We start from the raw sequence: 21,540 nt of genomic DNA, 5'->3' as shown, positions 1-21,540 counted from the left end.
TGGTGTTCCTGTCCTAGTGGGCGGGTCGGGTCAGTCGAGGAGCGCATCGGTGAATGCATTCGCGAATCTGTGCTCCGGGTCCAGCGTCTCGCGCACCCGGCGGAAGGCTTCCCACTGCGGGTAGAGCGTCGGCCAGTCGTAGAGGGACTCGTCGAAGTACTTGCCCCAGTGGGGACGGCCGCCCTCCTCGGCCAGGGCCCGCTCCACGGCCCGGAGGAAGCTGTTCCCCTCCTCGGACAGCGAACCGTCGGCCGCGTAGTAGACCACGAAGCCGAAGTAGCAGGTGTCCTGGCCGTTGGACGGGCTCAGCCATCCCTCGGACGCGCCGGTGCAGCGGAGGATCACCGGGTAGTGCATGCGGGGACGGGTCTCCGCATGCCAGTCCTTGATCTTCCTGATCACCGCTCCGGCCCGGGCGAGCGGGATGCCGATCTCCACGTTGATCTGGGGGGTCGCGATGCCCTTGCAGAACACCTGGTAGATGTCACCCGTGACGTCGGTGAAGTCCCGGAAGCGCGACACCGTGCGGAGCGACTTGCCGTTGTCGGCGACGCCCTTGCTGTCGTCGCGGAGGTGCTGAAGCGTTGCCTCGATCGTGCTGTTCATGGACGTATCGGTCGTCGCGTACTCCACGAGCTGACTGCCGCCGGCCCGGTACCGCGCCACCTCGCCCTCGGACGCCTCGTTGGCGGTCCACACCTGGACCTGGTTCTCCTGCGGGAACCACCACGCCTTGACCAGGATGTTCTCCCGGTTCCAGGTCTCCAGGTCCGTCTCGAGGGTGCCGGCGTCGACGGCCTTCTTCACGCAGGTGTAGATCACCGACTCCCGCGTACGCAGCGTCACGGCGGTGATCACGCCCAGTGAGCCGAGGCCGAGCTGGACGGCGGGGAAGTCCGGGTGGTCACGGTCGAACTCCGCGACCGTGCCGTCGGCCAGCACCATCCGGATGGCCAGCGCGGCGCCGGCGATCGAGCTCTGCTGCAGGCCCTGGCCGTGGGTTCCGGTGGACAGGGCGCCGGCCAGCGTCTGCTCGGCGATCACCCCTGGTGAGGCGTCCAGCATCTGCCCCCGCGCGGTGAGGAACGCGTACACCTCGGCCAGGGAGGTCGAACCGGCGAAAGTCGCAGTGTCCTCAGTGCTGGAGATCAGGCCGCTGAGCCTGCTCAGGTCCAGGAGCGTGCCGGCTCCGTCCGCGACCTCGATCATCCTGCCGGGCGACATCCGGCTCCCGATCATCCGGACCCGGCCGTCGCTGGTGGCCAGGAAGTCGCACAGCTCCGCCTCGGTGGCCGGCGCGACGACCGAGCCGGGCAGGCCCAGCCGGGAGTTCCTGGCCCAGTTGCGCAGCCGGATGTCCTCGCCGGTGAGCTCCGGCTCCTGGTGGGGGTAGGTGAGCTGTGTGATGGCCATGACGCGTCTCCTGTAGAAGTTCGGTTCTGCCTTCGAAGCCGCACCGACGGGCGCAGCCGATCCATCGGGCACGGGTGTTTCCGGCCACCGTGGATGAATTTCTCAGTTCTGTAGAAGTCCTGCTGACACCATAGCCCTGCCTCGTCAAGGGAATGTTTACACTGACAAAATGACTGTCGTATGCGTACCCGATCCGAACGCCCGGAATCTCCTCGGAGCCCTTCCCGACGGGGTCGAGGTGATCGTCTGGAACGGTGAGGACGAGAAGCCCGAACGGCTGGCGGAGACCGTCTTCTGGGTGCCGCAGGTCGAGGACTCCACCAACCTCGCCGGGAAGTTCGCCGCCATGCCGAAGCTCGAGGTCACCCAGCTGACGAGTGCCGGCGTCGAGGACATCCTCGAGCACGTCCCGGACGGTGTGACCCTGTGCAGCGCGCGTGGCGTGCACGGCCCGGCTGTCGCCGAACTGGTCCTTGCCGTCGTCCTGGCCACGCTGCGTCGGCTGCCCCACTTCGGTGAAGCGCAGCGACAGGGCCGGTGGGACCCGATGGAGGCCGACGACCTGCGCGACAGGCGCGTGCTGATCATCGGCGCCGGTGACCTCGGAGAGCAGACCGCGCGCCGGCTGCGGAGCTTCGACGCCGTTCCCGTGCTCGTGGCGCACATGGCACGCGACGGCATCCACGCCACCTCGGAGTTGCCGGACCTGCTGCTCGAGGCCGACGTGGTGGTGCTGACCGTTCCGCTCACGGACGACACCACAGGTCTCGTCGACGCGGAGTTCCTGTCCCGGATGCCCGACGGCGCCCTGCTGGTCAACGTGGCGCGCGGCAAGGTCGTGGACACCTCGGCACTGCTCGCAGAACTGACGTCCGGGCGGCTGCGCGCCGCCCTGGACGTGATGGAGCCGGAGCCCCTGCCGGCCGACCACCCGCTGTGGAACGCGCCGAACCTGATCATCACGCCGCACGCCGCCGGCTCCATTGCGCAGTCCGGCCCACGGGCCTTCGCGCTGGTCAACGCGCAGGTGCGCCGCTACGTGGCCGGCGAGGACCTCGTCAACGTGGTGAAGGGAGCCCACTGAGTCCTTACGCATACGCTGTGAAGTTCGGGCCGAGGGTGTCGAGCCAGGCGGCCGGATGCACGGCCACGGCGTCGGCGCCGGGCCGGCCCCACGCGGCCGTGACCGCCTCCTGCAGCGCCGTGCCGGTCCGGGCGAACGGGTAGCGGTCGAGCACCCAGCGGCGGTTTGCCTCACGGACCGGCGCCAGGGCGTCGAGGTCCTGGATCAGGTCCGCCACCCGGTCGCGGATCAGCAGCGGTCGCTGGTCCGGGACCCGCCACGCGCCGGGCGCCTCGAACAGCTCGTGCCCGCCGCCGCCGTCGTACCCGACCACGAGACAGCCTGACGCCAGCGCCTCGGCGACCGGCAGGCCGTAGCTCTCGGTGTGCCCGAGGGCGACGAAGACCGCCGAGCCCGCCAGGGTGGCGGCCACCTCCGCCCGCGGGGCCTGGACCAGTTCCACCAGCTCCACGCCCGAGAGCCGTGGCTCGTCGGCCAGCAGCCGCTTCAGCAGCGAGGCCTCCCGCGGCCGCTTCTTGGGGAACCAGCTCACCCGGAGCTGCCCGGCGGCGCCGGGGGTGAACAGCTCGCCGTCCACCGGGTTGGGCACCACGCGCACCGGCAGGCCGGGCAGCGCGGCGGACAGCACGTCGCGGCTCTCCTCGGACACCACCCAGACCGCGGGTGCCGGCGACCACCCGGGGAAATCGTCGCCCGGGGCGCCGGCCGCGAAGGTGTAGAAGTGGTTCTGGTTGAAGATGACCTTGCGCGCTCCGGGTGCCGGATCTCGGCCCTGGACGGTCGGTGTCTCCGGCAGCACCAGGAGGTCATCGGCGCCGATCGCAGTGGTGGCACCGAACAGCATCGGCACATCGTCGGCGATCCAGTCTGTGCGGTCGTCCGAATCGGGCAGCCACAACCAGGCCTCGTGGCCGCGCTCCCGCAGCAGCCGCACGTGCTGGGTCATCACGTGCACGCCGCCGCTGTGGTGGCGCGTGGCGAACCCCGCGTAGACGATCTTCCCGGGAGTGCTCACCATGCCGGAGCCGTCAGGTACCAGGACGCGCCGCTCCCGGTGTTGTGGGCGGGGAACGAGTCCGGGCCGAGCCCGACGTCGGCCCGCCATCCGTCGCCCCACTTGGCGTCCAGTCCGTGGAGGATCTCCGCCCGGTTGCCCTCGGAGCTCTGGCCGGTCCGGTTCATCGTCTGCCGCCGCAGGTGCGAGACGTAGGCGCCTTCCGTGACCACGCACCGCAGGCCGGCCGCCCGCACGCGGATCGCCAGGTCGATGTCCGCGCCGTAGCCGTGCCGGGGGAAGGTGACCTCGTCCAGACCCCCCAGTTCGACGACGGAGGGCACGGCGAACGCTATGGCGGTGCCGTCACAGAAGTCGACGTCGCGCAGCACGTCGCGCGGGATGTACTCCGCGGCGGTACCCGGGATCGCCGAGGCCCGCTGGTGGAGCCAGAAATCGTCGTAGCAGGCCGCCGCGAGCGCGATGTCGTCCGCTGTGGAGAAGGGCGCGAGCAATCCGTCGAGGAACCCGGGCGACAGCCGGATGTCGTTGTTCAGCACCACGCAGACCGCATGTCCGTCGCGCGATGCCGTCTGCAGAGCCCAGTTGGCGGCGCCGATCCATCGCAGGTTGCGCCCCGGGCGGTGGACCTCGATGTTCCCCTCGGGGAGCACGTAGTCACCGGCGTTGTCGACCACCACGATCCGCAGGGCCGGGTCGAGGTCGCTCCCGTCGCGGACCAAATCATGCACCACCGCATCGGTCAGTTCCGGCGAACCGAACGCGGGGATGACCACGAGTGCCGAGGCGGCGGTCGTCGCGGGGGTCACTGCTCGGCGCGGGCGGCGCGGCCCCCGCGGTTGCCGTTCAAGGTGATGATCAACATCGGTTCCCGTCGGGTCAGGTGGACGTGCGCCACGGCAGCGAAGTACACACAGTCTTCTGCCTGACCCAGCGGAAGGATTGCCCATCCCAGCCACTTCTTGTGTGACGTGCCCCACGCGGCCTACAGTAGGTACATCGTGTCCGTACTAGTTGTACGTACCCCTCCGTCCGCATAGACACCTCCCGTACAGAGAGAAGATTCGCCATGGCAGCCGAATCGCTTCCGAAATCCCGCGTCCCCCTGTTCGACGGCATGAACCGCATCCCCGGCGGTCTCATGCTCATCCCCCTGATCCTCGGTTCGATCGTCGGGACCTTCGCCCCCGGCTTCCTGGAACTGGGCAGCTTCACCACCGCCCTGTTCGCCGACTCCGCCCTGCCGCTGATCGCCGTCCTGATCTTCGCGACCGGCATGCAGATCACCGCCAAGGCCTCCGGCCCCGTGCTCGCGACCACCGGTGTCGTCCTGCTCTTCAAGACGATCATCCCCGCCGCCCTCGTCGCGGGCCTGGGCCTCTTGGTCGGCATCGACGGCATCCTGGGGATCTCGATCCTCGCCCTCCTGGCCAGCTTCGACAACAGCAACGGCGGCCTTTGGCTCGCCTTCACCGGCCGCTACGGCGACTATCGGGACCGCGGCGCCTACATGGCGTCCGCCATCAACGACGGCCCCTTCTTCACGCTCCTCTTCCTCGGCATCTCGGGCCTCGGCAACATCCCGTTCCTGACGCTGCTTGCCGCCGTCATCCCCCTGATTCTCGGCTTCATCGTGGGCAACCTCGACGCCAAGTGGACCGAGGTCATGCGGCCCGTCCCGAACATCGTCATCCCGTTCTTCGCCTTCGCCCTCGGCACCGGCATCGACCTCCGGAACGTCATCACCGGCGGTCTCAGCGGTATCTTCGTCGGCATCGCCGCCACCCTCATCACCGGCACCCTCGTCTACATCGGCTACCGGTTCATCCTCCGACGCGGCATCAAGTCCGGCATCGGCATCGCGTCGGCGACGACGGCCGGCAACTCGATCGCGACGCCTGCGATCGTCGCCGCGGCGGACCCGACCTTCTCGCCGTTCGTCGAGGTCGCGACGGCGCAGGTCGCCTCGGCCGTCCTGGTCACCGCGATCTTCGCCCCGCTTCTCGCCACCTGGGTGCTCAAGCGCCAGGGCGGCCTGGACACGGACGACGCCGCCGCGGTCACCCCGACGTCCGCCTCCGAACTCCCGCCCGCGGGCGATCCGTCCGCACCCACGACGCGGCGCCGCCGGACCGGAGACGACGAGTGACGGCACCCACCGCACCCATTGTCGGCATCGCAGCCGACGACGTCACCGGCGCCACCGACTCCGTGGTCCAGTTCTCCCGCACCGGCTGGTCCTCCCGGCTGCTGCTGGGCGAACTGCTCCCGGACTCGGTGGAGCCTGGCAGCGCATTGGCGGTCAACACCGACGCCCGCGCGATGGACACCACCACCGCCCGTCAGGCAACGGCGAACGCCATCAGGAACCTCGTCACCGCGGGCGCCGATCGCCTCTACCTGAAGATCGATTCCACCATGCGCGGCAGTGTCCCGGCGCAGGTGGCCGGAGCGCTCGACGCCTGGCAGGAGCGGCACCCCGGCTGCTTCGCGGTCGTGTGCCCGGCCTACCCGGCGATGGGGCGCACCGTCGAGGACGGACTGCTGCGCGTGCACGGCGGACCCGTCGAGGACTCCCCCGCCGGCCGCGATCCGGTCACGCCGGTTCCGACGAGCGAGTTCTCGCAACTCCTCCTGGGCACGATGACGATCAGCCTCAGCGGCTCCGCCGAGCGTGATGCGCAGGCGCTCCGGAACGCGGCGGGCGACGGCGTCGTGGTCGTCAATGCGACGTCCGACGACGACCTCCGCGCCCTTGCGGCAGCACTCGTCGTCGCCGGACCGACAGCGATCCCGGCCGGGTCGGCCGGCCTCGCCGCTGCGCTGGCAACAGCCTGGGCGGAGTCGGGAGCCGTGTGCGCTTCCCCGGAACCGGCCCCGGCCGCTCAGGGGCAACGGATCGTCGTCGTCGTCAGTTCGCTGCACGACGTCGCCCGCGCCCAGACCGACCACCTGCAATCCCAGCTGGACTCCGCCGACCTCCGCATCCTGCAGCCCGACGAGTCCCTGCTCGACCAGCCGAACCGGCTCGCCCAGTGGGCCGCCGGAGAGCTCGAGGTCCCGGAATCCCTGCCGCGGGTCGTCGTCATCACCTCCCCCGAGGCGATCGGCGGCTCAGAAACCCTCAGCGGAGCCGCCATCGCGAACAGTCTCGCGTCGGTGGTGCAGCAGACCCTGGCCCGCGCTTCCGTCGGTGCCCTCGTGCTCGTCGGCGGCGACGGGGCCCGCGCCGTCCTCGACGCCACGCGGGCCCAGGCGCTGCGCGTCACCGGCGCCATCCAGGAGGGCATCCCGGTCGGCGTCGTCGAAGGCGGCACCGCGGCTGGAAAGATTGTCGTCACGAAGGCCGGCGGTTTCGGGCCGGTCACCGCCCTGCTCGACACCGTCACCGAACTCACCCAGACACTGACCACCACCCTCGCCCACTCAACGGAGGCATCCTCATGAGCATCCCCACCCTCGCCGTCACCCTCGGCGACGTCGCCGGCATCGGGCCGGAGATCACCGCGAAGTCCCTCCTCGGGCACGACGACGTCCGGCGGGAATGTGTGCCCGTCGTCATCGGCGACGAGGCCGCCATGCGCCAGGGCGTCTCCAACGTGGGCGGCGACCCGGACAAGGTCCGTGTGCTGTCCTCGATCGAGGACGCCACAAATGAGCCCGGCATCATCGAACTCCTGCAGACCGGCCCGTCGCTGGCCGACGTCAAGCTCGGCGAGCTCAGCCCCGCCGCGGGCGACGGCTCCTACCGCTTCGTCGTCGAGGCTTGCCGCCTCGCCCGCGAAGGCAAGGTCCAGGGCATCGTCACGGCGCCGCTCAACAAGGCCGCGATGCATGCCGGCGGTCACAAGTGGCCCGGCCACACGGAACTGCTCGCGCACGAGTTCGGCGTGGAGAACTTCAGCCTCGTCCTGTCCGCGGGCGACCTCTACTTCTTCCACCTCACCACCCACGTCTCCCTGCGGCAGGCCATCGAGGACGTCACGCCGGAACGCACCGGCAACGTCATCGAGCTCGTCAGCGCCTTCACCAAGGCGCTCGGCAACCCTGACGAGCCGATCGGCCTCGCCGGTCTCAACCCGCACGCCGGCGAGAACCGCCTGTTCGGCGACGAGGACGCCGACATCCTCGCCCCCGCCGTCGCCGCCGCCCGCGAAAACGGCATCAACGTGCACGGGCCCATCCCTGCGGACGCGCTCATCCCCGCCGCGGTCAAGGGCAAGTGGAACATGGTCATCGCCTGCTACCACGACCAGGGCCACGCACCCTTCAAGGCCGTCTATGGCGACGACGGCGTGAACATCACCGTCGGACTGCCCGTCGTCCGCGTCTCGGTGGACCACGGTACGGCGTTCGACATCGCCGGTCAGGGCATCGCCCGCGAAGCCAGTCTCGTGCTGTCGATGCGCCGCGCAGCTGCGCTGGCACCGGGCTGGGATGTCGTCTGGCGGACCGCGCAGAAGAAGTAGGGGTTCGTACAGTCTGATGACCGGGAGGGGGCACGCTGCCGACGCCGTCGCCGCTTGTCCTCTCCCGGCGCCTAGGATCGGAATCATGACGAGCGACGAAGACCTCGACCCACCCGTCCCCAGCTACCTCGAGGGGATCGAGCTCAAGCGGGTCCACGACGGCAAGATCCTCGAGGAGGACGGCGACGCCTCGTCGTCGCCGAACGGCGCCTCGTCGTCCTCCGACAGCGCCTCGTCGTCCTCCGACAGCGCTGACGCGTAGGTCTTTGACCACCATCGTGAACCGGAGCCTCTCATGACCGGACCAGACGATCCACAGGAGCGTCCACTGGATGCGGGGAGCAGCGAGCCACTGCACCTGCAGCTCCGCGGGCATCTGCGCGCGCAGATCCTGAACCACTCGCTACCGCCGGGCACGTCGCTACCCAGTGAGGCACAGCTGCAGGTGCGGTACGGGGTGTCCCGGTCCGTGGTGCGTCAGGCCCTCGGCGCGCTCACCGATGAAGGGTTGATCGAGCGGGGCCGCGGGCGCGGCAGCACCGTTGCTCCACGCCGCGAGCACCACCGGCTGGTGCACCGCACGTCCGGGCTCTCGGCGCAGCTGGGCAGCACCGGGGCGAGCGTCGGAACGGAGGTGCTGTCGCTGACCGTGCAGGACGCCGATGCATCGACGGCGGTCCTCGGGACTCCGCAGGTTCTCGCGCTCGAGCGGCTGCGGACGGCCGACGGCGTACCCATCGCCGTCATCCATACATGGCTGCCGGCACCTGTCTTCTCCGCACTGGACGCCGAGTCGCTGCGGGACGCCTCGCTCCATGCGGTACTCGGCGAGAAGTTCGGCGTGCGGATCACGTCCGGCAAGCGGCAGATCCGGGCGGTACCGGGCGACGGAGACCTGCTGCGACTGCTGATGCTGGAGGCGTCGTCGCCCGTCCTTCTCCTGGAGGGGACGAGCTTCGACCAGGACGGCCGGCCCGTGGAGGTCTTCTCGACCTGGCACCACCCCGATCATGTGGTGTTCGACATCGACATCCAGAATGAGCCTCCGGCGCCGGCCGTGACAGGCGGCCTCTCGCCGTCGTCGGCTGGTGACACTGCCGACGCGGTCGCCGATCGCGCCCGCCGTCTGGGAGCCGATCTGCTCCGCCTCGCCGACGATCTGTCGCGCAACAGTTCCTGATGACGGTGGTACCCGCCGTCCGCTCCGCGCTCCCGGCGACCCGCGGCATCGTTCCTCGGTGGCCAGTTCCTTCCTTGATCTGACCCGATCGGGTCGATACGGCGTGAGCACATAGGCCTCTGCGCGCTCTCCTCGGGTGAGCTGCCGGTCATCGGGGTTTCGCCTGTTCCTCGGCTGGTCCCGAAGCTGCTTCTCGGCACCTTCTGTCTTCCTTACGGCGGAGTAGACCTATTGACAACTTTTCTTGTCGAGCGCACGATGATGGCATGTACGACGTCGAAGTCATCGAATGCGCTGAGGCAGCCGCCGCTGTGCTGGATCCGGTCCGAGCCAGGCTGCTCGGCGAGCTCGCCGTTCCGGCCTCCGCCGCCGGGCTCGCCGCCCGGGTCGGTATCGCACGCCAGAAGATCAACTACCACCTCAGGACGCTCGAGACGCACGGCCTCGTGGAACTGTTCGAGGAGCGCCGGCACGGGGGTATCACCGAGCGGGTGCTGCAGGCGTCGGCTGCGTCCTACGTCGTGTCACCTGCGGCGGTCAGCGGGTCCGCGGCCGATCCGGACGCCAACGATGATCACCTGTCGGCGGGTTACCTCGTCGCGCTGGCCGGCCGGCTGATGCGCGAGGTCGGCGCCCTGGCGCGCCGGGCAGGCGCGTCCGGTCAGCGCCTGCCGACGCTGACCATCGACACGCAGATCGGTTTCCGGTCTGCCGCTGACCGGGCTGCCTTCGCGGATGATCTGACCGCCGCGGTGCTCGACCTGGCCGCTCGCTACCACCACGACGACGGGCTCCCCCACCGGCTCGTCGTCGCCGCCCACCCCCTTCCCGAGGAGAAGTCATGAGCACGACCCCGAACGTCCCGTACCGCCTGGAATTCAGCGTCGAGGTCCCGGGGACCCCGGAACAGGTCTGGCAGGCCATCGCCACCGCCAAGGGCATGAGTGCCTGGTTCCTGCCGACCGAGATGGAGGAGCGCGAAGGCGGTTCCCTTCATTTCGCCATGGGTCCCGAGATGGGCTCGGACGGTCAGGTCACCCGTTGGGACCCGCCGCGCCGCATCGAGTACGAGGAGGACTGGGCCGCCCTCATGGGCAAGGACCCGGAGGCGCTCAGCCCGCTGACGTCGGAATTCCTCGTCGAGGCGCGCTCGGGCGGCACCTGCATCGTGCACGTCACCAGCAGCGGCTTCGGGACCGGCGATGCCTGGGAGTCGGAGTTCTGGGATGACATGGGCACCAGCTGGATGCCGTTCTTCGACAACCTGCGCCTGTACCTGACGCACTTCCCCGGCCAGGAGGTCACTCAGCTCGAAGCTTCCGCCTCCCACCCCGGAGACGCGCAGACGCTCTGGGCCACGCTGCACGGCGCGCTCGGCCTGGGCGATGAGGGCGCAGCGGTCGAGGTCCGTGGCACCACCGGCACGGTGGAGCGTGTCGGTGAGCGACAGGTACTGATCCGTATCACCGCACCGGTTCCCGGGATGCTCAGCGTCTTCGCTCACGGCGAGGGCGAGAGCACAGCGACCGTGGGCGTACGGGCGTATCTGTTCTCCGCCGACGCGGCGGACTACGTGCAGCGCGAGGAGCCGGCGTGGCAGGCCTGGCTGCAGGGACTCAGCGTCCCGGCCTGACGTCCGCGCGGACTTGCTGCGCTCAGGGGTGACCCCTTCCACCGACGGGCTCGCCCCGAGGCGTGAAGGACCGAACCTCGACTGTGCCGTTTATCCCGACTGCGGCGTCGATGCCCGCGGCCTTGGCGTGGCTGCGTTCTTGAGCGCGGCCTCGGCACTGCGGTGGCGTTGCTCGCCACCTCGGCGTTCCTGTGGCGTTGCCCGCCACCTCGGGGTTGCTGTGGCACTCGACGCGACCTCGGCGTTGCTGCGGCACCAGCGGCCGACGACGGGCGTCCTCGAAGGCTGTGGAGGAGAGGTGCCTGACTTCTCCTCCACAATGGGTCAGAGGAAGCGGGATTAGTACGTACGTTCGATAAAATGAGTCATGGCCGTTGCACCGCTCGAGCATCCCGATACTCCACTGGAGTTCATTCGGTCCGAGCTGCTCGCTTTCGGTCAGGACCTGGCAGAGCACCACCTCCTCCTCCCCAAGAGTGACGTCGTGGAAGCGCTCGTCACCATCGAGGAGATCTCGAAGATCGTCGATTATCTGCAAATCATTGCCGCTCGAGCCGCTCAGGACCACGACGTAGTGGGCACCGGCGAGCAGGACGCTTCCGGATCGCTCATCGTGCGGGCGGAGCTCACCCTGTCGAAGGTCGACGGCGAAGGCTCAGAGGACATCGCCGGAACTCCTTCAGCAGATGCCGATCAGCGGGACAAGAAGGCCCGACATCCCGAATTCAGGACCAGTGCCGATTTCCTGCGAGCCCGACTCGGCATCAGCCGATTCGAGGCGAACCGCCGGTTGAGGCTTGCAGCAGGCGTCCTGCCCGGCGTCACTGCGAGCGGCTGTTCCACTCTCGCTCCGATGCCCATCCTCGGCACCGCAGCGAACGCGGGCGAGGTCAGTGGACGCGCGGTCTCGATCGTCCATGATGCGGTTCAGCGGGTACGTGCCGTCGCAACTCCACGGCAGCTCGAATCGATGGAGCGCCACCTCACGCTGCAGGCGATGGAGTCGGACGAGGACCTCCTGCGCGTTCTGGCGCGACGCTGGGAAGGTGTACTCGACCAGGACGGGCAGGAGCCTACGGAGAAGGTACTGCGGGCACGACAGGGTGTCTTCCTCAAGGGCAGACGGAACGGCTTGCATTTTCTGGAGATCGGCGCAACCGATGAGCAGTTCGAGCATCTGGTGACCGCCATGAACACTGCGACGAATCCGAGGGGAAAGTCCAGCGCCCTTGAGGCCATCGGAGACCCGGCGGGTGGGATCAGAACCGTCGGGGTTGCCGGTGAAAGCGGATGGAGCGGTACCGGCGGGGGCGGCACTGCCTGGGGTGGCATAGGCGAGGGTGGCGCCGGCGGGAGGAACTCAGGCTGGGGCGGCACAGGCGAGGGAGGCTCCGGCGAGAAGAACTCAGGCTGGAGCGGTTCTGGCGGAACCAATGCAGGCTGGGGTGGCGCCGGTGGAACCGACGCAGGCTGGAGCGACGCCGGCGGAGGCTCCACAGGAGGGGACGACTCAGGTTCACGTGACGCCGGCGACGACGCCCGGCCGACGCGCTCCCAGAGCCTCCTCGACGGATTGGTGTCCGCGTGCAGGATCGCCCTGTCGACGGACGGGCTGTCCGCATCAGGCGGACACCGCCCCCAGGTCATGGTGACCATCAGCTATTCGGACCTCGTAGGCGAGATGGAGCGGGCCGGTCACGCTGTGTTCGGGCAGCAGATCAGCGCACGAAGCATCCGGAAGCTGGCCTGTGATGCCGACATCATCCCGCTGGTCCTCGGCGGCAAGGGCCAGATCCTCGACATCGGTCGGGCACAGCGGCTCTTCCCTCCACATCTGCGCCGCGGCCTCGTTGCGAGGGACAAGGGTTGCGCCTTCCCCGACTGCTCGATCCCGGCGACTTGGTGCGAAGCCCACCACATTGCGCCCTGGGCCACAGGAGGAACGACGAGTATCAGCCAGGGAGTCCTCCTGTGCTCACGTCATCATCACGTGGTGCACGAAGGGAAGTGGACGGTCGAATCGAAGCACGGCATCCCCTGGTTCACTCCGCCGACGTACGTCGATCCGGGTCGGACTCCGCGAAGAAACAGGTACTGGCAGGTGGAGGAGGCGGTCCACGAGCAACTACTCGACGCCGAAGCCCGCGCAATCTACTGCCCGTAGCAACTCTGCTTGAGGGTTCGCGGGGCACCGCTGGCGGAGCGCCGCAGGGTACAGCTCACGACGTGCAGCAGGGTACCAATCGTGAACAACGAGTGAACTCTGGTTGAACAGGTAGCCTGACGGTATTAAAATTCTTTTGCCCGAGGACGGGCCGGATGTCAAGGGTCTACGGCGACTACGCGGGCATCTGCGAACGCGAGGTGTTGCCTTGGCTGACGAAGCACTGCAGGTGGCTCGACGGGTCGGCGTCGTCGCGGGACGCACCCTGGTCTACGTCCTGATCTGGGCCGGGCTCGCGCTGCTCATCGCCGCCGCCGGCATCCGCTACTACTGGGGCAAGATCACCGTGAGCCAGATGCTCATGAATCTGGTCTCTGTGGAGACCGACGGCGGGGGCGGAGCCATCGTCTGGGTGGCCATCCTGGGAATCGGCGTCGCTCCCCTGCTCATCACCGTCGGGATCGCGCTCTGGCAGTACGTCCAACGCCGCAAGCACCCTCGTCGCTCGCAGTGGAAATCGCGCACTATCTCCACGACCTTGGTGGCCGCGGTGGTCCTGGGCGGCACCACGGCCTTCGACACCACCGTCGGCATGAGGGACTACATCGCGGCGGCCAGCTCCCAGTACGACCTCGGCGACTACTACGTGGAACCGACCGTCACCGGCGACGCGAACAAACGCAACCTGGTGCTGATCTACCTCGAATCCGGCGAAGCCACCCTCGCAGACGACCAGCTCTTCGAGAAGGACGCTTTCGCTGCCTTGAAGGAGGCCACCAAGGCGGTCGACGATTGGCAGAGCGTGGAGGATCTCCAGCAGTACAAGAGCGGAGGCTGGACCATGGGCGGCCTCACCGCGACGCAGTGCGGCATCCCGTTGAAGGGCATGGCCTCCCCTGGCGGAGGCCCTCAGACCAATGCTCTCGGTGGCGATGCGAGTACCTATCTGGGCGGGGTGACGTGCCTGGGCGACGTCCTGGACGAGCACGGGTACACCAACGTCTTCCTGGGCGGCGCCAATGCCGCCTTCGGCGCAAAGGACACCTTCTTGCGCACCCACGGCTACTCGGAGCAGAAGGGCCTTTTCGACTGGCGGGCCGCCGGTGAGCCGGAGGAGAACTTCCGCAGCGACTGGGGCCTGAGCGACCAACGCCTTCTGGCCTACGCCCGGGACGAGGTCGACGAACTGCATGCCGAGGCGGAGAAGACCGGTCGACCCTTCAATCTCACGCTGCTGACGCTGGACACCCACGAGCCCGCACACCTCTTCGACTACTGCGATGTGGACACGGAGAACGAGGTCACCTCCGTGTACTCCTGCTCCATGACCCTGGTGGCGCAATTCGTGGACTACCTGGCAGAGAAGGGTTATCTGGACGACACCGCTGTGGTGATCATGGGTGACCACCTCAAGCGCATGGGCGCGGATGACCCGTTCCACGAGCAGCTGGACGACGCCGACCGCACCATCTTCAATCGGTTCTGGATACCGGGCGACGACTACAGCACCACCACGTTGCGCCCCCGCGTGGACCAGATGAACATGTACCCCACGATCCTGGAGGCGGCCGGCCTGACGCTGCAGGATGGCGAGGCGGGGGTGGGGGTGTCCGCCTTCGCGCCATCCGTCCCGGAGGGGTCGGCGCAGACGATGGAGACGGTTGCCTATGGCGAACTGCTGGACTCACTGTCCCCACTGTTCTACGAGAGAGCCTGGGCCGGCGAGGACGTCGGGCAGTAGCGCGACGCAAGGGCAGCCCGCTCCTCGGGCATGGCGCGGAGCAGTCATCGATGGCGCTGGGGCCGACCAGGAGAACCCGCAGCCCTCCTCGTCCCGCACGAGCGGCCGGTGGGAGCACTCACTGCTGAGAAGGTTCCGGCACCGGATCGACCACGGGAATAGTCGCATGCCGCACGATGCAGCGGGTGAAGTACGGGTGAACTCAGGTTGAACAGGTAGCCTGACGGTACTAAAATCTTTCCGCCCGAGAACGGGGCGAATGTCAAGGGTGTGCGGCGACCACGCGGGCATCCCGAACGCGAGGTGTTGCCATGCTCGGCCGGATTCTGCACGTGACCCGACGGGTCGGCGTCGTCCTTGGACGCGTCCTGGTCTACGTCCTGATCTGGGCTGGGCTCGCGCTGCTCATCGCCGCCGCAGGTATCCGTTACTACTGGGGCGAGATCTCGGTGGGGCAGATGCTCCTGAACCTCGTCTCCGTGGAGACCGACGGCGGTGGCGGCCTCGTCTGGATCGGTGTCTTCGGCATCGGCGTCGTACCCCTGCTGCTCACGCTCGGGATCGCCCTCTGGCAGTCCCGCCGTCGCCGCAAGCACCGCAACCTGGGCGACATCGTGCGCCCTCGCCGCCGGTGGGTCATGCGCTCCCTCTCCACCGCCCTGGTGGCAGCCGTCGTCGTCGGAGGCACCACGGCCTTCGCGAGCTCGGTCGGGGTGAAGGACTACATCGCAGCTGCGAACTCCGAGTACGACCTCGGCGACTACTACGTGGAACCGACCGTCACCGGCGACGAGGATAAGCGCAACCTGGTGCTGATTTACCTCGAGTCCGGTGAAGCCACCCTCGCGGACGACCAGCTCTTCGAGAAGGACGCCTTCGCTTCCCTCAAGGCTGCAACCAGGGCGTCCGACGGTTGGCAGAGCGTGGACTACCTCCAGCAGTATCGGGGTGGGGGCTGGACCATGGCGGGCATCACCTCGACGCAGTGCGGCGTCCCGTTGAAGGGCCTGGGCATCGCAGGAGACAGCAGCTCCTCCTCGACCGACGGCGACGACGTCGACACCTACCTGGGCGGCATCACCTGCCTCGGCGATGTCCTGGGCGACCACGGCTACACCAACGTCTTCCTGGGCGGCGCCAACTCCTCGTTCGCCGCGAAGGACACGTTCCTGGGCAGCCACGGCTACTCCGAGGTGAAGGGCCTTGCCGACTGGCGGGCCGCGGGTGAACCGGTGAAGAACTTCCGCAGCGACTGGGGACTGAGCGACGAACGACTCCTGGAGCACGCGAAGGACGAGATCGATCAACTGCACGCGGACGCGGAGCGGACCGGTCAGCCCTTCAACCTCTCCCTGCTGACGCTGGACACCCACGAGCCGGTGCACGTCTACGACTACTGCGACGTGGACACGGACAGCGAGGTCACCTCCGTGTTCTCCTGCTCGATGACCCTCATGGCCGGCTTCGTGGACTACATGGAGGAGAAGGGCTACCTCGACGACACCGCCGTGGTGATCATGGGCGACCACCTCAAGCACATGAGTGCAGGCGACGCTTTCCACGAGCAGCTCGACAACCACAGCAACCGCACCATCTTCAACCGGATCTGGATACCGGGCGCGGACGGCGACAGCACGTTGCGCCCCCGCGTGGACCAGCTGAACCTGTACCCCACGATCCTCGAGGCGGCCGGCCTGACACTGCAGGGCCGCGAGGCCGGGCTGGGCGTGTCCGCCTTCGCGCCGTCCGTCCCGGAGACCTCGGCGCAGGCGATGGAGGCCGGCGCCTACGCTGAGCTGCTGGACGCCTTGTCCCCGGAGTTCTACGCCCGGGCCTGGGCCGGCGAGGACGGCACGCCGTAACGCGACCCGGGTCGCTGACCGGGCGTAACGCGACCCGCGTCGCTCGAGACGCGCCGCTGATCCGGCGTCGCTCGATCTACGCCGCAGGCTCCCTCACCACCAGCGGTGACGGCACCCGGACTTCTGGCACTCCCACTCGGGCGTCCCGTACCGGGGCTCACCGGTAGCGGGATCGGGACGCCATTCCTCGCTCATCACGCAGCCCGCGTACACCACGCGGGGGTTCTCCTCCTGCACGGAGGGCGGGACCATGCCGTAGGCGATCGGCCAAGCCTCGTGGCCGCATCGAGGACACGACGTCGTCCGGCTGGACCCCTTCGAGATCGTCGTCATACCCAGAGAGTAGGCGAACACTACGACGTTCCAGGCTGCACTGACCCGCTAGAAGTTCTTGTCAGCTGGGCAGGATCTCCGAGCCGCCGGCGCGAGCATCGCCGGCGCCCTCAGTCCCGGGCCAGCGTCTGCAGGTACGCGACGATCGCCGTCACCCCTACCTCGAAGCTGATGTCGGCGCGCGGTCCTGCAAGGGATGCCCGCGCAAACGCTCCGTGGAGCGCGGGCTGGGCCTCGGCATCCGCGAGCCAGGCCGACTCGGGCGCCGCCACGTCGAGGGCAGAGCCCAGCATGAAACTGTCGAGCACGGTCACCGCCACCACCACGTCGTCGGGTGCGAAGCCCTGCTCGACGAACAGTGCGGCGAGGTGCTCGTAGATCTCGAGCGTCGCCCGGTCCGTCACCGCCTCACCCACGAGCAGCGGGATGCACTTCGCGTGCTGGCCCAGCGCGCTGCGGTAACTGCGGGCCCATGCCGCGGCCCGGTCCTGCCACGCGGGGCCGGCCGTGAAGAAGTCCCCGGCTGCCAGGGCGTCGGCTCCGATGACGGACCGGATCCCGTTGATGATCTCCGGCCGTCCCTGCACATGGTGGTAGATCGACGACGGACTGACCGAGAGCCGCTTCGCGAGTCCCGGCAGCGTGAAGTCCCCGAACTCGTCGACCAGCTCAAGAGCCGCCCGATAGATCTTCTCCGGCGACAGGATCGCCTGGCGTGGCCGCCCCATGTTCCCCCTGACTCGGCGGCGTCGCCGCACTGCTGTATCCACCGACGGCTGTGCCCGCCGACGGCTCCGGCCCGCCGACGACTGTGCCCGCCGACGGCTCCGGCCCGCTGACGACTGTGCCTGCTGAAGGCTCCGGCCCGCTGACGACTGTGCCCGCGTAACGCTCCGGCCGTCGCCATCAAGTGACTAGAACACGATCACGCTACGGGCTCGCTCCCCCCTGCGCATCGCGTCGAAGGCCTCGTTGACCTCCTGGAGGCCGATCCGGTGCGAGATGAGCCGGTCGACGGGCAATCGACCGGCGAGGTACAGCTCCGCGAGCCGCGGGAAGTCCCGACCCGGCACGGTGGACCCGTAGTTGGAGCCGATGAGCGACTTGCCGCTCTCGGCGAGCAGCAACGCGTCGATGGAGACCGGGCTGTCCTCGGGCGGCAGACCCACGATGACGGCCTTGCCGCCGGGCGCGATGAGGGAGGGAAGGGACTCGATGGTCTGGACCCGCCCGATCGCCTCGAAGGCATAGGCCGCGCCTCCCCCGGTCAGGCCCTGGATCTCCTCAGCGAGCCCCGCGGACGGCGTGAGGGTATGAGTGGCGCCGAAGTCCCTTGCCGCGGCGAGCTTCTCCTCGCTCAGGTCCACCGCGATGATCGGGTTCGCGCCGACGAGTCGCAGGGCCATGATGATCGAGAGCCCCACACCGCCGGTGCCGACGACGACGGCGGACGTGCCCGCCTCGACGCCGGCGTCATTCACGACGGCTCCGAACCCCGTCGCGACCGAGCAGCCGATGAGGCTCGCGACGTCGAACGGGACCTCACGGGAGATGCGGATGGCACCGGCCTCGGGCACGACGGCGTACTGGCTCATCGACCCGACGGTCAGGTACGGGAAGACGCGGTCGCCGTCGAGCGAGAGCGGGGTGCTGCCGTCGGGCAGCAGGCATTCCTCGGACCGGCTGCCCGTGCATACGTACGACTTGCCGGAGAGGCAGGCGGTGCAGCGCCGGCAGGGGTAGAACCAGGACAGGATGACGTGGTCCCCCACCGCGACGTCGGTGACGCCGTCGCCGATCGCCTCGACGGTACCGGCGCCCTCATGGCCCATGACCGTGGGTGAGGGCAGCGTCCAGTCGCCGTCGAGCACGTGGCGGTCGGATCCGCAGACACCCGAGGCGCCCATCCGGACGAGGACGGTGCCCGGGCCGGGATCGGCGACGTCGACCGTGGTCAGTTCGAGGTCCCGGGAACCGCTGCGGTGGACCGCGGCCTGTGCGGGGCGGCTCATGCGTTCCTCCCGGCCTTCTCCGCCGGGGCATAGCCGCCGACGCCGCGGCGGACGTAGAGCACCCGGGCGAGCACGTAGTACACGATCGCCCCGACGACGGCGGAGGGGAAGGATGCCGTGATGTAGCTGAAGACGGGCTGGGTGGTGAGCGTGACCGGGTTGTAGATCACGAGGTAGAAGACGGCCCCGGCAGCGACGGCGCCGAGTCCGGCCCAGTTGATCCCCCCGGAGAAGTGGTAGGCGCTCTCCCCCCGGTGCCGGTACAGCTCCTCGAGTGCCACGCGCTGGCGGCGCAGCAGGAAGTAGTCGGCGATGATCGCTCCGCACATCGGAGCGAGGAAGGCGCCGCTGAGGGTCACGAACGTCATGAACCGCAGGTACATGAAGCCCGGGAAGAACGCGAGGATGGCCGGCAGCACGAAGAACCCCGCGCAGAGCCAGGCCCACCGGACCCGCGAGAGCAGGTTGCCGCTGGCCTGCCGGATCGCCAGCACCGTCGAGTAGACGATGGAGGACGTGCTGGTGATGTTGGCGAAGGCGATGAACAGCAGGATGAAGGCGCCGAGGATCGGGCCGCCGAAGGGCAGCATCCAGACGGTCGGGTCCGAGTCCCCGAGGGTCAGGGCGGCGGCCATGCCGACGATCTGCGCGATCAGGGTGGCGCCGAGCAGCCCGCCGTACGAGGGCCAGAGGGCGGCCCGCGGTGTCTTCGTCAGCCGGGCGAGTGACCCCATGACCGGGTACCAGGAGACGCCCACACCGGCATTGAACTCGACGGCGAGCGCGAAGTTGAGGCGGTCGTCCTCGAACGGGGCGAGCGGCGCGGCGCTGAGCAGCGTGTCCCAGGAGGTGTTGATCACGAGGAAGACCATCAGGAAGACGGTCACGATGATCAGGCCCGGGGCGATGAACTTGTTGAACCGCCCGATGGTGACGGGTCCGCGGGAAAGGATCCACCAGGAGACGGCGATCGCGACGAGCGCGAAGAACGTCACCATGAGGCTTTCCGGCCCGAAGTCGGTGCCGAACGTCGAATTGGACACCTGCGTGACCGCCCTGCCGACCATGATCGCCAGCAGTGACGACCAGCCCATCTCGGTGATCAGGATGACGGTGAAGACGAGGATGCCCACGCCGACCAGTCCGAAGACGGGCCGGAGGATGGTGTACTGCTCGACGCCGTAGCGCTGGCTGGCGACGACGCTGGCGAGGATCATGAACCCGAGTCCGATGGCGTTGCCGATCACCATGGCGGCGATGCCCTGCTGGAAGCCGACGAGCAGCGCCGTCGAGCCCCCGACGAGGAACGCCCAGGTGGCGATGGCGAGGCTGATGTTGACGCCGGTGAAGTCGGCGCCGTTCCAGATCCGTTCGGTGCGGAGCAGCGGCAGTGAACCGAGCGATCCGCTGGTCTCGCCGACGGCGGGGGTGGCGTTGCCCTGCTTGTTCCCGCTCACAGCGCCAGCACCAGGAAACCCAGCACGGTGATCCCGAGGGTCACCAGGGTGAACAGGCCGAGGTCCCGACCCGAGAGGGCGGCACGCGAGGAATCGCCCTGCTCGTGCGCCGAGATCTCCGTCAATCTCCGTTGCAACGCTTCTGCTGTCGCGCTGTCTGCTGCATCCATGGTTTCCGCCTCCGCTAATCGAATGTCATTCGGTTTGGGTCAATGATTGGGCCTAGCATGGGCTCTGTCAACGGGTTTACGTTGGCCCTGTCAGCACGGGAAGACGGTGGCAGAGCCGTTCGGGGAGGGATAGGCATGGCCGGATTGGCGGTACTCCAGGCGGCGGGGGTGGTCGGCGCGGTCGACGAGAACCTCCGCCGGCTCGACACGTATGCGGCTCGCGTCGCCGAGCTGGGCGCCGACATCCTGGTGAGCCCGGAGCTGTTCGCCACGGGCTACGCGCCCGCACGCGTGGCCGACTCGGACGGGCAGGGCATCCGTGCCGAACTCGCGGGCATCGCCCGGCGCCACGGCATCGTGCTCGTCGCATCCACCGTCGAGGCCACGCCCACCGGGCGGCACATCAGCGCCTCACTGTTCGACAGCCGGGGCACGGAGCTGACCCGGTACCGGAAGTCGCACCTGTTCGGACCGGAGGAGCAATCGGTCTTCCTGCCGGGGAACGACCTTCCGGAGCTGGTTCCCCTCCTGGGCCTGACCGTGGCACTCGGCATCTGCTACGACATCGAGTTCCCGGAGTTCGCGCGCAGTGCGGCGCAGCGGGGCGCGGACCTGCTCCTCATCCCGACGGCGGTGCCGGCGACGGGCGACGTCGGGAACCGCGCACCGGAGCACACCTACAACGCGGAGCGCATCTCGACCCTGCTGGTGCCCGCCCGCGCCCTCGAGAACGGCGTCTACATCGCCTATGCCAACCACACCGCGCCCGACTTCACCGGGCTGAGCAGCATCGCGAGCCCGTACGGGACGTTCCTCGGGCTCGCGGCCGACGGGGAGGAACTGCTGGTCGCCGAGGTCGACCACGCGGAGGTGCTCCGCGCCCGGGAGCTCAACACCTACATGACCTGCCGGCGTCCGGAGCTCTTCGCGTAGCTCTCCGCCTGGCTCCCCGTCAGAGGATGAGCGTCGGCGCCCGGGGACTGCCTGGTCGGACCGGTACAGCAGCA

20 protein-coding genes are annotated in these 21,540 nt (G+C 68.6%); 12 read left to right on the top strand and 8 right to left on the bottom strand.

Features of this window, described 5'->3' with window-relative positions; genetic code table 11:
• Window positions 1-30: 30 nt before the first annotated feature.
• Entirely contained in the window at window positions 31-1,413 is a 1,383-nt protein-coding gene (locus tag ACX80U_RS03720) for a D-arabinono-1,4-lactone oxidase (RefSeq protein ID WP_459267463.1), read from the bottom strand.
• A gap of 169 nt (window positions 1,414-1,582) precedes the next feature.
• On the opposite strand from ACX80U_RS03720, the gene ACX80U_RS03715 reads away from it, so the two are divergent.
• Entirely contained in the window at window positions 1,583-2,497 is a 915-nt protein-coding gene (locus ACX80U_RS03715; protein WP_459267462.1) for a 2-hydroxyacid dehydrogenase, read from the top strand.
• Window positions 2,498-2,501: 4 nt separating this feature from the next.
• Here the strand turns inward: ACX80U_RS03715 and ACX80U_RS03710 are convergent, their stop codons facing one another.
• Both ACX80U_RS03710 and ACX80U_RS03705 read right to left on the bottom strand, forming a co-directional pair.
• Complete coding sequence (locus tag ACX80U_RS03710; RefSeq protein ID WP_459267461.1) at window positions 2,502-3,515, bottom strand: glycosyltransferase; 1,014 nt, start codon at window positions 3,513-3,515, stop codon at window positions 2,502-2,504.
• The gene (locus ACX80U_RS03705) at window positions 3,509-4,321 is read right to left on the bottom strand and encodes a glycosyltransferase (RefSeq protein ID WP_459267460.1); all 813 of its coding nucleotides are present in this window, start codon (window positions 4,319-4,321) and stop codon (window positions 3,509-3,511) included. Before ACX80U_RS03705 ends, ACX80U_RS03710 begins: the two co-directional genes overlap by 7 nt.
• Before the next feature lie 260 nt (window positions 4,322-4,581).
• Here ACX80U_RS03705 and ACX80U_RS03700 point away from each other — a divergent pair, with 260 nt between their 5' ends.
• The 10 genes from ACX80U_RS03700 to ACX80U_RS03655 all read left to right on the top strand — a co-directional run bounded on the left by ACX80U_RS03700 (window position 4,582) and on the right by ACX80U_RS03655 (window position 16,561).
• The gene (locus ACX80U_RS03700) at window positions 4,582-5,661 is read left to right on the top strand and encodes a 2-keto-3-deoxygluconate permease (protein WP_459267459.1); all 1,080 of its coding nucleotides are present in this window, start codon (window positions 4,582-4,584) and stop codon (window positions 5,659-5,661) included.
• The gene (locus tag ACX80U_RS03695; RefSeq protein WP_459267458.1) at window positions 5,658-6,959 is read left to right on the top strand and encodes a four-carbon acid sugar kinase family protein; all 1,302 of its coding nucleotides are present in this window, start codon (window positions 5,658-5,660) and stop codon (window positions 6,957-6,959) included. The genes ACX80U_RS03700 and ACX80U_RS03695 overlap by 4 nt, the downstream gene beginning before the upstream one ends.
• A complete protein-coding gene (gene pdxA, locus ACX80U_RS03690; RefSeq protein ID WP_459267457.1) occupies window positions 6,956-7,981 on the top strand; it encodes a 4-hydroxythreonine-4-phosphate dehydrogenase PdxA in 1,026 nt (341 codons plus the stop codon). Before ACX80U_RS03695 ends, pdxA begins: the two co-directional genes overlap by 4 nt.
• Before the next feature lie 85 nt (window positions 7,982-8,066).
• The gene (locus tag ACX80U_RS03685; protein ID WP_459267456.1) at window positions 8,067-8,243 is read left to right on the top strand and encodes a hypothetical protein; all 177 of its coding nucleotides are present in this window, start codon (window positions 8,067-8,069) and stop codon (window positions 8,241-8,243) included.
• 33 nt (window positions 8,244-8,276) lie between these two features.
• Window positions 8,277-9,161 carry a GntR family transcriptional regulator gene (locus ACX80U_RS03680; protein WP_459267455.1) on the top strand — a complete coding sequence of 295 codons (885 nt, stop codon included), beginning with the start codon at window positions 8,277-8,279 and terminating at the stop codon, window positions 9,159-9,161.
• Between the two features lie 266 nt (window positions 9,162-9,427).
• Entirely contained in the window at window positions 9,428-10,006 is a 579-nt protein-coding gene (locus ACX80U_RS03675; RefSeq protein ID WP_459267454.1) for an ArsR/SmtB family transcription factor, read from the top strand.
• Complete coding sequence (locus ACX80U_RS03670) at window positions 10,003-10,794, top strand: SRPBCC family protein (protein ID WP_459267453.1); 792 nt, start codon at window positions 10,003-10,005, stop codon at window positions 10,792-10,794. Before ACX80U_RS03675 ends, ACX80U_RS03670 begins: the two co-directional genes overlap by 4 nt.
• 367 nt (window positions 10,795-11,161) lie before the next feature.
• Complete coding sequence (locus tag ACX80U_RS03665) at window positions 11,162-12,958, top strand: HNH endonuclease signature motif containing protein (protein WP_459267452.1); 1,797 nt, start codon at window positions 11,162-11,164, stop codon at window positions 12,956-12,958.
• A 208-nt stretch (window positions 12,959-13,166) separates the two neighbouring features.
• Window positions 13,167-14,699: a sulfatase-like hydrolase/transferase gene (locus tag ACX80U_RS03660; RefSeq protein WP_459267451.1), complete on the top strand. Its 1,533-nt coding sequence runs from the start codon at window positions 13,167-13,169 to the stop codon at window positions 14,697-14,699.
• Window positions 14,700-15,010: 311 nt separating this feature from the next.
• Complete coding sequence (locus ACX80U_RS03655) at window positions 15,011-16,561, top strand: LTA synthase family protein (RefSeq protein WP_459267450.1); 1,551 nt, start codon at window positions 15,011-15,013, stop codon at window positions 16,559-16,561.
• Between the two features lie 93 nt (window positions 16,562-16,654).
• Here ACX80U_RS03655 and ACX80U_RS03650 read toward each other — a convergent pair whose 3' ends face one another.
• The 5 genes from ACX80U_RS03650 to ACX80U_RS03630 all read right to left on the bottom strand — a co-directional run bounded on the left by ACX80U_RS03650 (window position 16,655) and on the right by ACX80U_RS03630 (window position 20,533).
• The gene (locus tag ACX80U_RS03650) at window positions 16,655-16,894 is read right to left on the bottom strand and encodes a hypothetical protein (protein WP_459267449.1); all 240 of its coding nucleotides are present in this window, start codon (window positions 16,892-16,894) and stop codon (window positions 16,655-16,657) included.
• A gap of 110 nt (window positions 16,895-17,004) precedes the next feature.
• Complete coding sequence (locus ACX80U_RS03645; protein ID WP_459267448.1) at window positions 17,005-17,622, bottom strand: TetR/AcrR family transcriptional regulator; 618 nt, start codon at window positions 17,620-17,622, stop codon at window positions 17,005-17,007.
• A gap of 186 nt (window positions 17,623-17,808) precedes the next feature.
• The gene (locus ACX80U_RS03640; protein WP_459267447.1) at window positions 17,809-18,906 is read right to left on the bottom strand and encodes a zinc-binding dehydrogenase; all 1,098 of its coding nucleotides are present in this window, start codon (window positions 18,904-18,906) and stop codon (window positions 17,809-17,811) included.
• Window positions 18,903-20,363, bottom strand: coding sequence for a purine-cytosine permease family protein (locus ACX80U_RS03635; RefSeq protein WP_459267446.1), 1,461 nt, complete (start codon window positions 20,361-20,363; stop codon window positions 18,903-18,905). Before ACX80U_RS03635 ends, ACX80U_RS03640 begins: the two co-directional genes overlap by 4 nt.
• Complete coding sequence (locus ACX80U_RS03630) at window positions 20,360-20,533, bottom strand: hypothetical protein (RefSeq protein ID WP_208740031.1); 174 nt, start codon at window positions 20,531-20,533, stop codon at window positions 20,360-20,362. The genes ACX80U_RS03635 and ACX80U_RS03630 overlap by 4 nt, the downstream gene beginning before the upstream one ends.
• Window positions 20,534-20,668: 135 nt before the next feature.
• Here ACX80U_RS03630 and ACX80U_RS03625 point away from each other — a divergent pair, with 135 nt between their 5' ends.
• Entirely contained in the window at window positions 20,669-21,466 is a 798-nt protein-coding gene (locus ACX80U_RS03625) for a nitrilase-related carbon-nitrogen hydrolase (protein WP_459267445.1), read from the top strand.
• The last annotated feature ends 74 nt before the right edge of the window (window positions 21,467-21,540 follow it).

The organism is Arthrobacter sp. TmT3-37 (assembly GCF_054510835.1).
Note: the sequence above shows the minus strand (reverse complement) of the source record. Positions and strands in the feature narration are given on the sequence as shown.

What these genes read in the sequence shown, in the direction of transcription:
- ACX80U_RS03720 (WP_459267463.1), bottom strand. Translation starts at nt 1,413, where the DNA reads ATGGCCATCACACAGCTCACCTACCCCCACCAGGAGCCGGAGCTCACC.
- ACX80U_RS03715 (WP_459267462.1), top strand. Translation starts at nt 1,583, where the DNA reads ATGACTGTCGTATGCGTACCCGATCCGAACGCCCGGAATCTCCTCGGA.
- ACX80U_RS03710 (WP_459267461.1), bottom strand. Translation starts at nt 3,515, where the DNA reads ATGGTGAGCACTCCCGGGAAGATCGTCTACGCGGGGTTCGCCACGCGC.
- ACX80U_RS03700 (WP_459267459.1), top strand. Translation starts at nt 4,582, where the DNA reads ATGGCAGCCGAATCGCTTCCGAAATCCCGCGTCCCCCTGTTCGACGGC.
- pdxA (WP_459267457.1), top strand. Translation starts at nt 6,956, where the DNA reads ATGAGCATCCCCACCCTCGCCGTCACCCTCGGCGACGTCGCCGGCATC.
- ACX80U_RS03685 (WP_459267456.1), top strand. Translation starts at nt 8,067, where the DNA reads ATGACGAGCGACGAAGACCTCGACCCACCCGTCCCCAGCTACCTCGAG.
- ACX80U_RS03680 (WP_459267455.1), top strand. Translation starts at nt 8,277, where the DNA reads ATGACCGGACCAGACGATCCACAGGAGCGTCCACTGGATGCGGGGAGC.
- ACX80U_RS03675 (WP_459267454.1), top strand. Translation starts at nt 9,428, where the DNA reads ATGTACGACGTCGAAGTCATCGAATGCGCTGAGGCAGCCGCCGCTGTG.
- ACX80U_RS03670 (WP_459267453.1), top strand. Translation starts at nt 10,003, where the DNA reads ATGAGCACGACCCCGAACGTCCCGTACCGCCTGGAATTCAGCGTCGAG.
- ACX80U_RS03665 (WP_459267452.1), top strand. Translation starts at nt 11,162, where the DNA reads ATGGCCGTTGCACCGCTCGAGCATCCCGATACTCCACTGGAGTTCATT.
- ACX80U_RS03655 (WP_459267450.1), top strand. Translation starts at nt 15,011, where the DNA reads ATGCTCGGCCGGATTCTGCACGTGACCCGACGGGTCGGCGTCGTCCTT.
- ACX80U_RS03650 (WP_459267449.1), bottom strand. Translation starts at nt 16,894, where the DNA reads ATGACGACGATCTCGAAGGGGTCCAGCCGGACGACGTCGTGTCCTCGA.
- ACX80U_RS03645 (WP_459267448.1), bottom strand. Translation starts at nt 17,622, where the DNA reads ATGGGGCGGCCACGCCAGGCGATCCTGTCGCCGGAGAAGATCTATCGG.
- ACX80U_RS03640 (WP_459267447.1), bottom strand. Translation starts at nt 18,906, where the DNA reads ATGAGCCGCCCCGCACAGGCCGCGGTCCACCGCAGCGGTTCCCGGGAC.
- ACX80U_RS03630 (WP_208740031.1), bottom strand. Translation starts at nt 20,533, where the DNA reads ATGGATGCAGCAGACAGCGCGACAGCAGAAGCGTTGCAACGGAGATTG.
- ACX80U_RS03625 (WP_459267445.1), top strand. Translation starts at nt 20,669, where the DNA reads ATGGCCGGATTGGCGGTACTCCAGGCGGCGGGGGTGGTCGGCGCGGTC.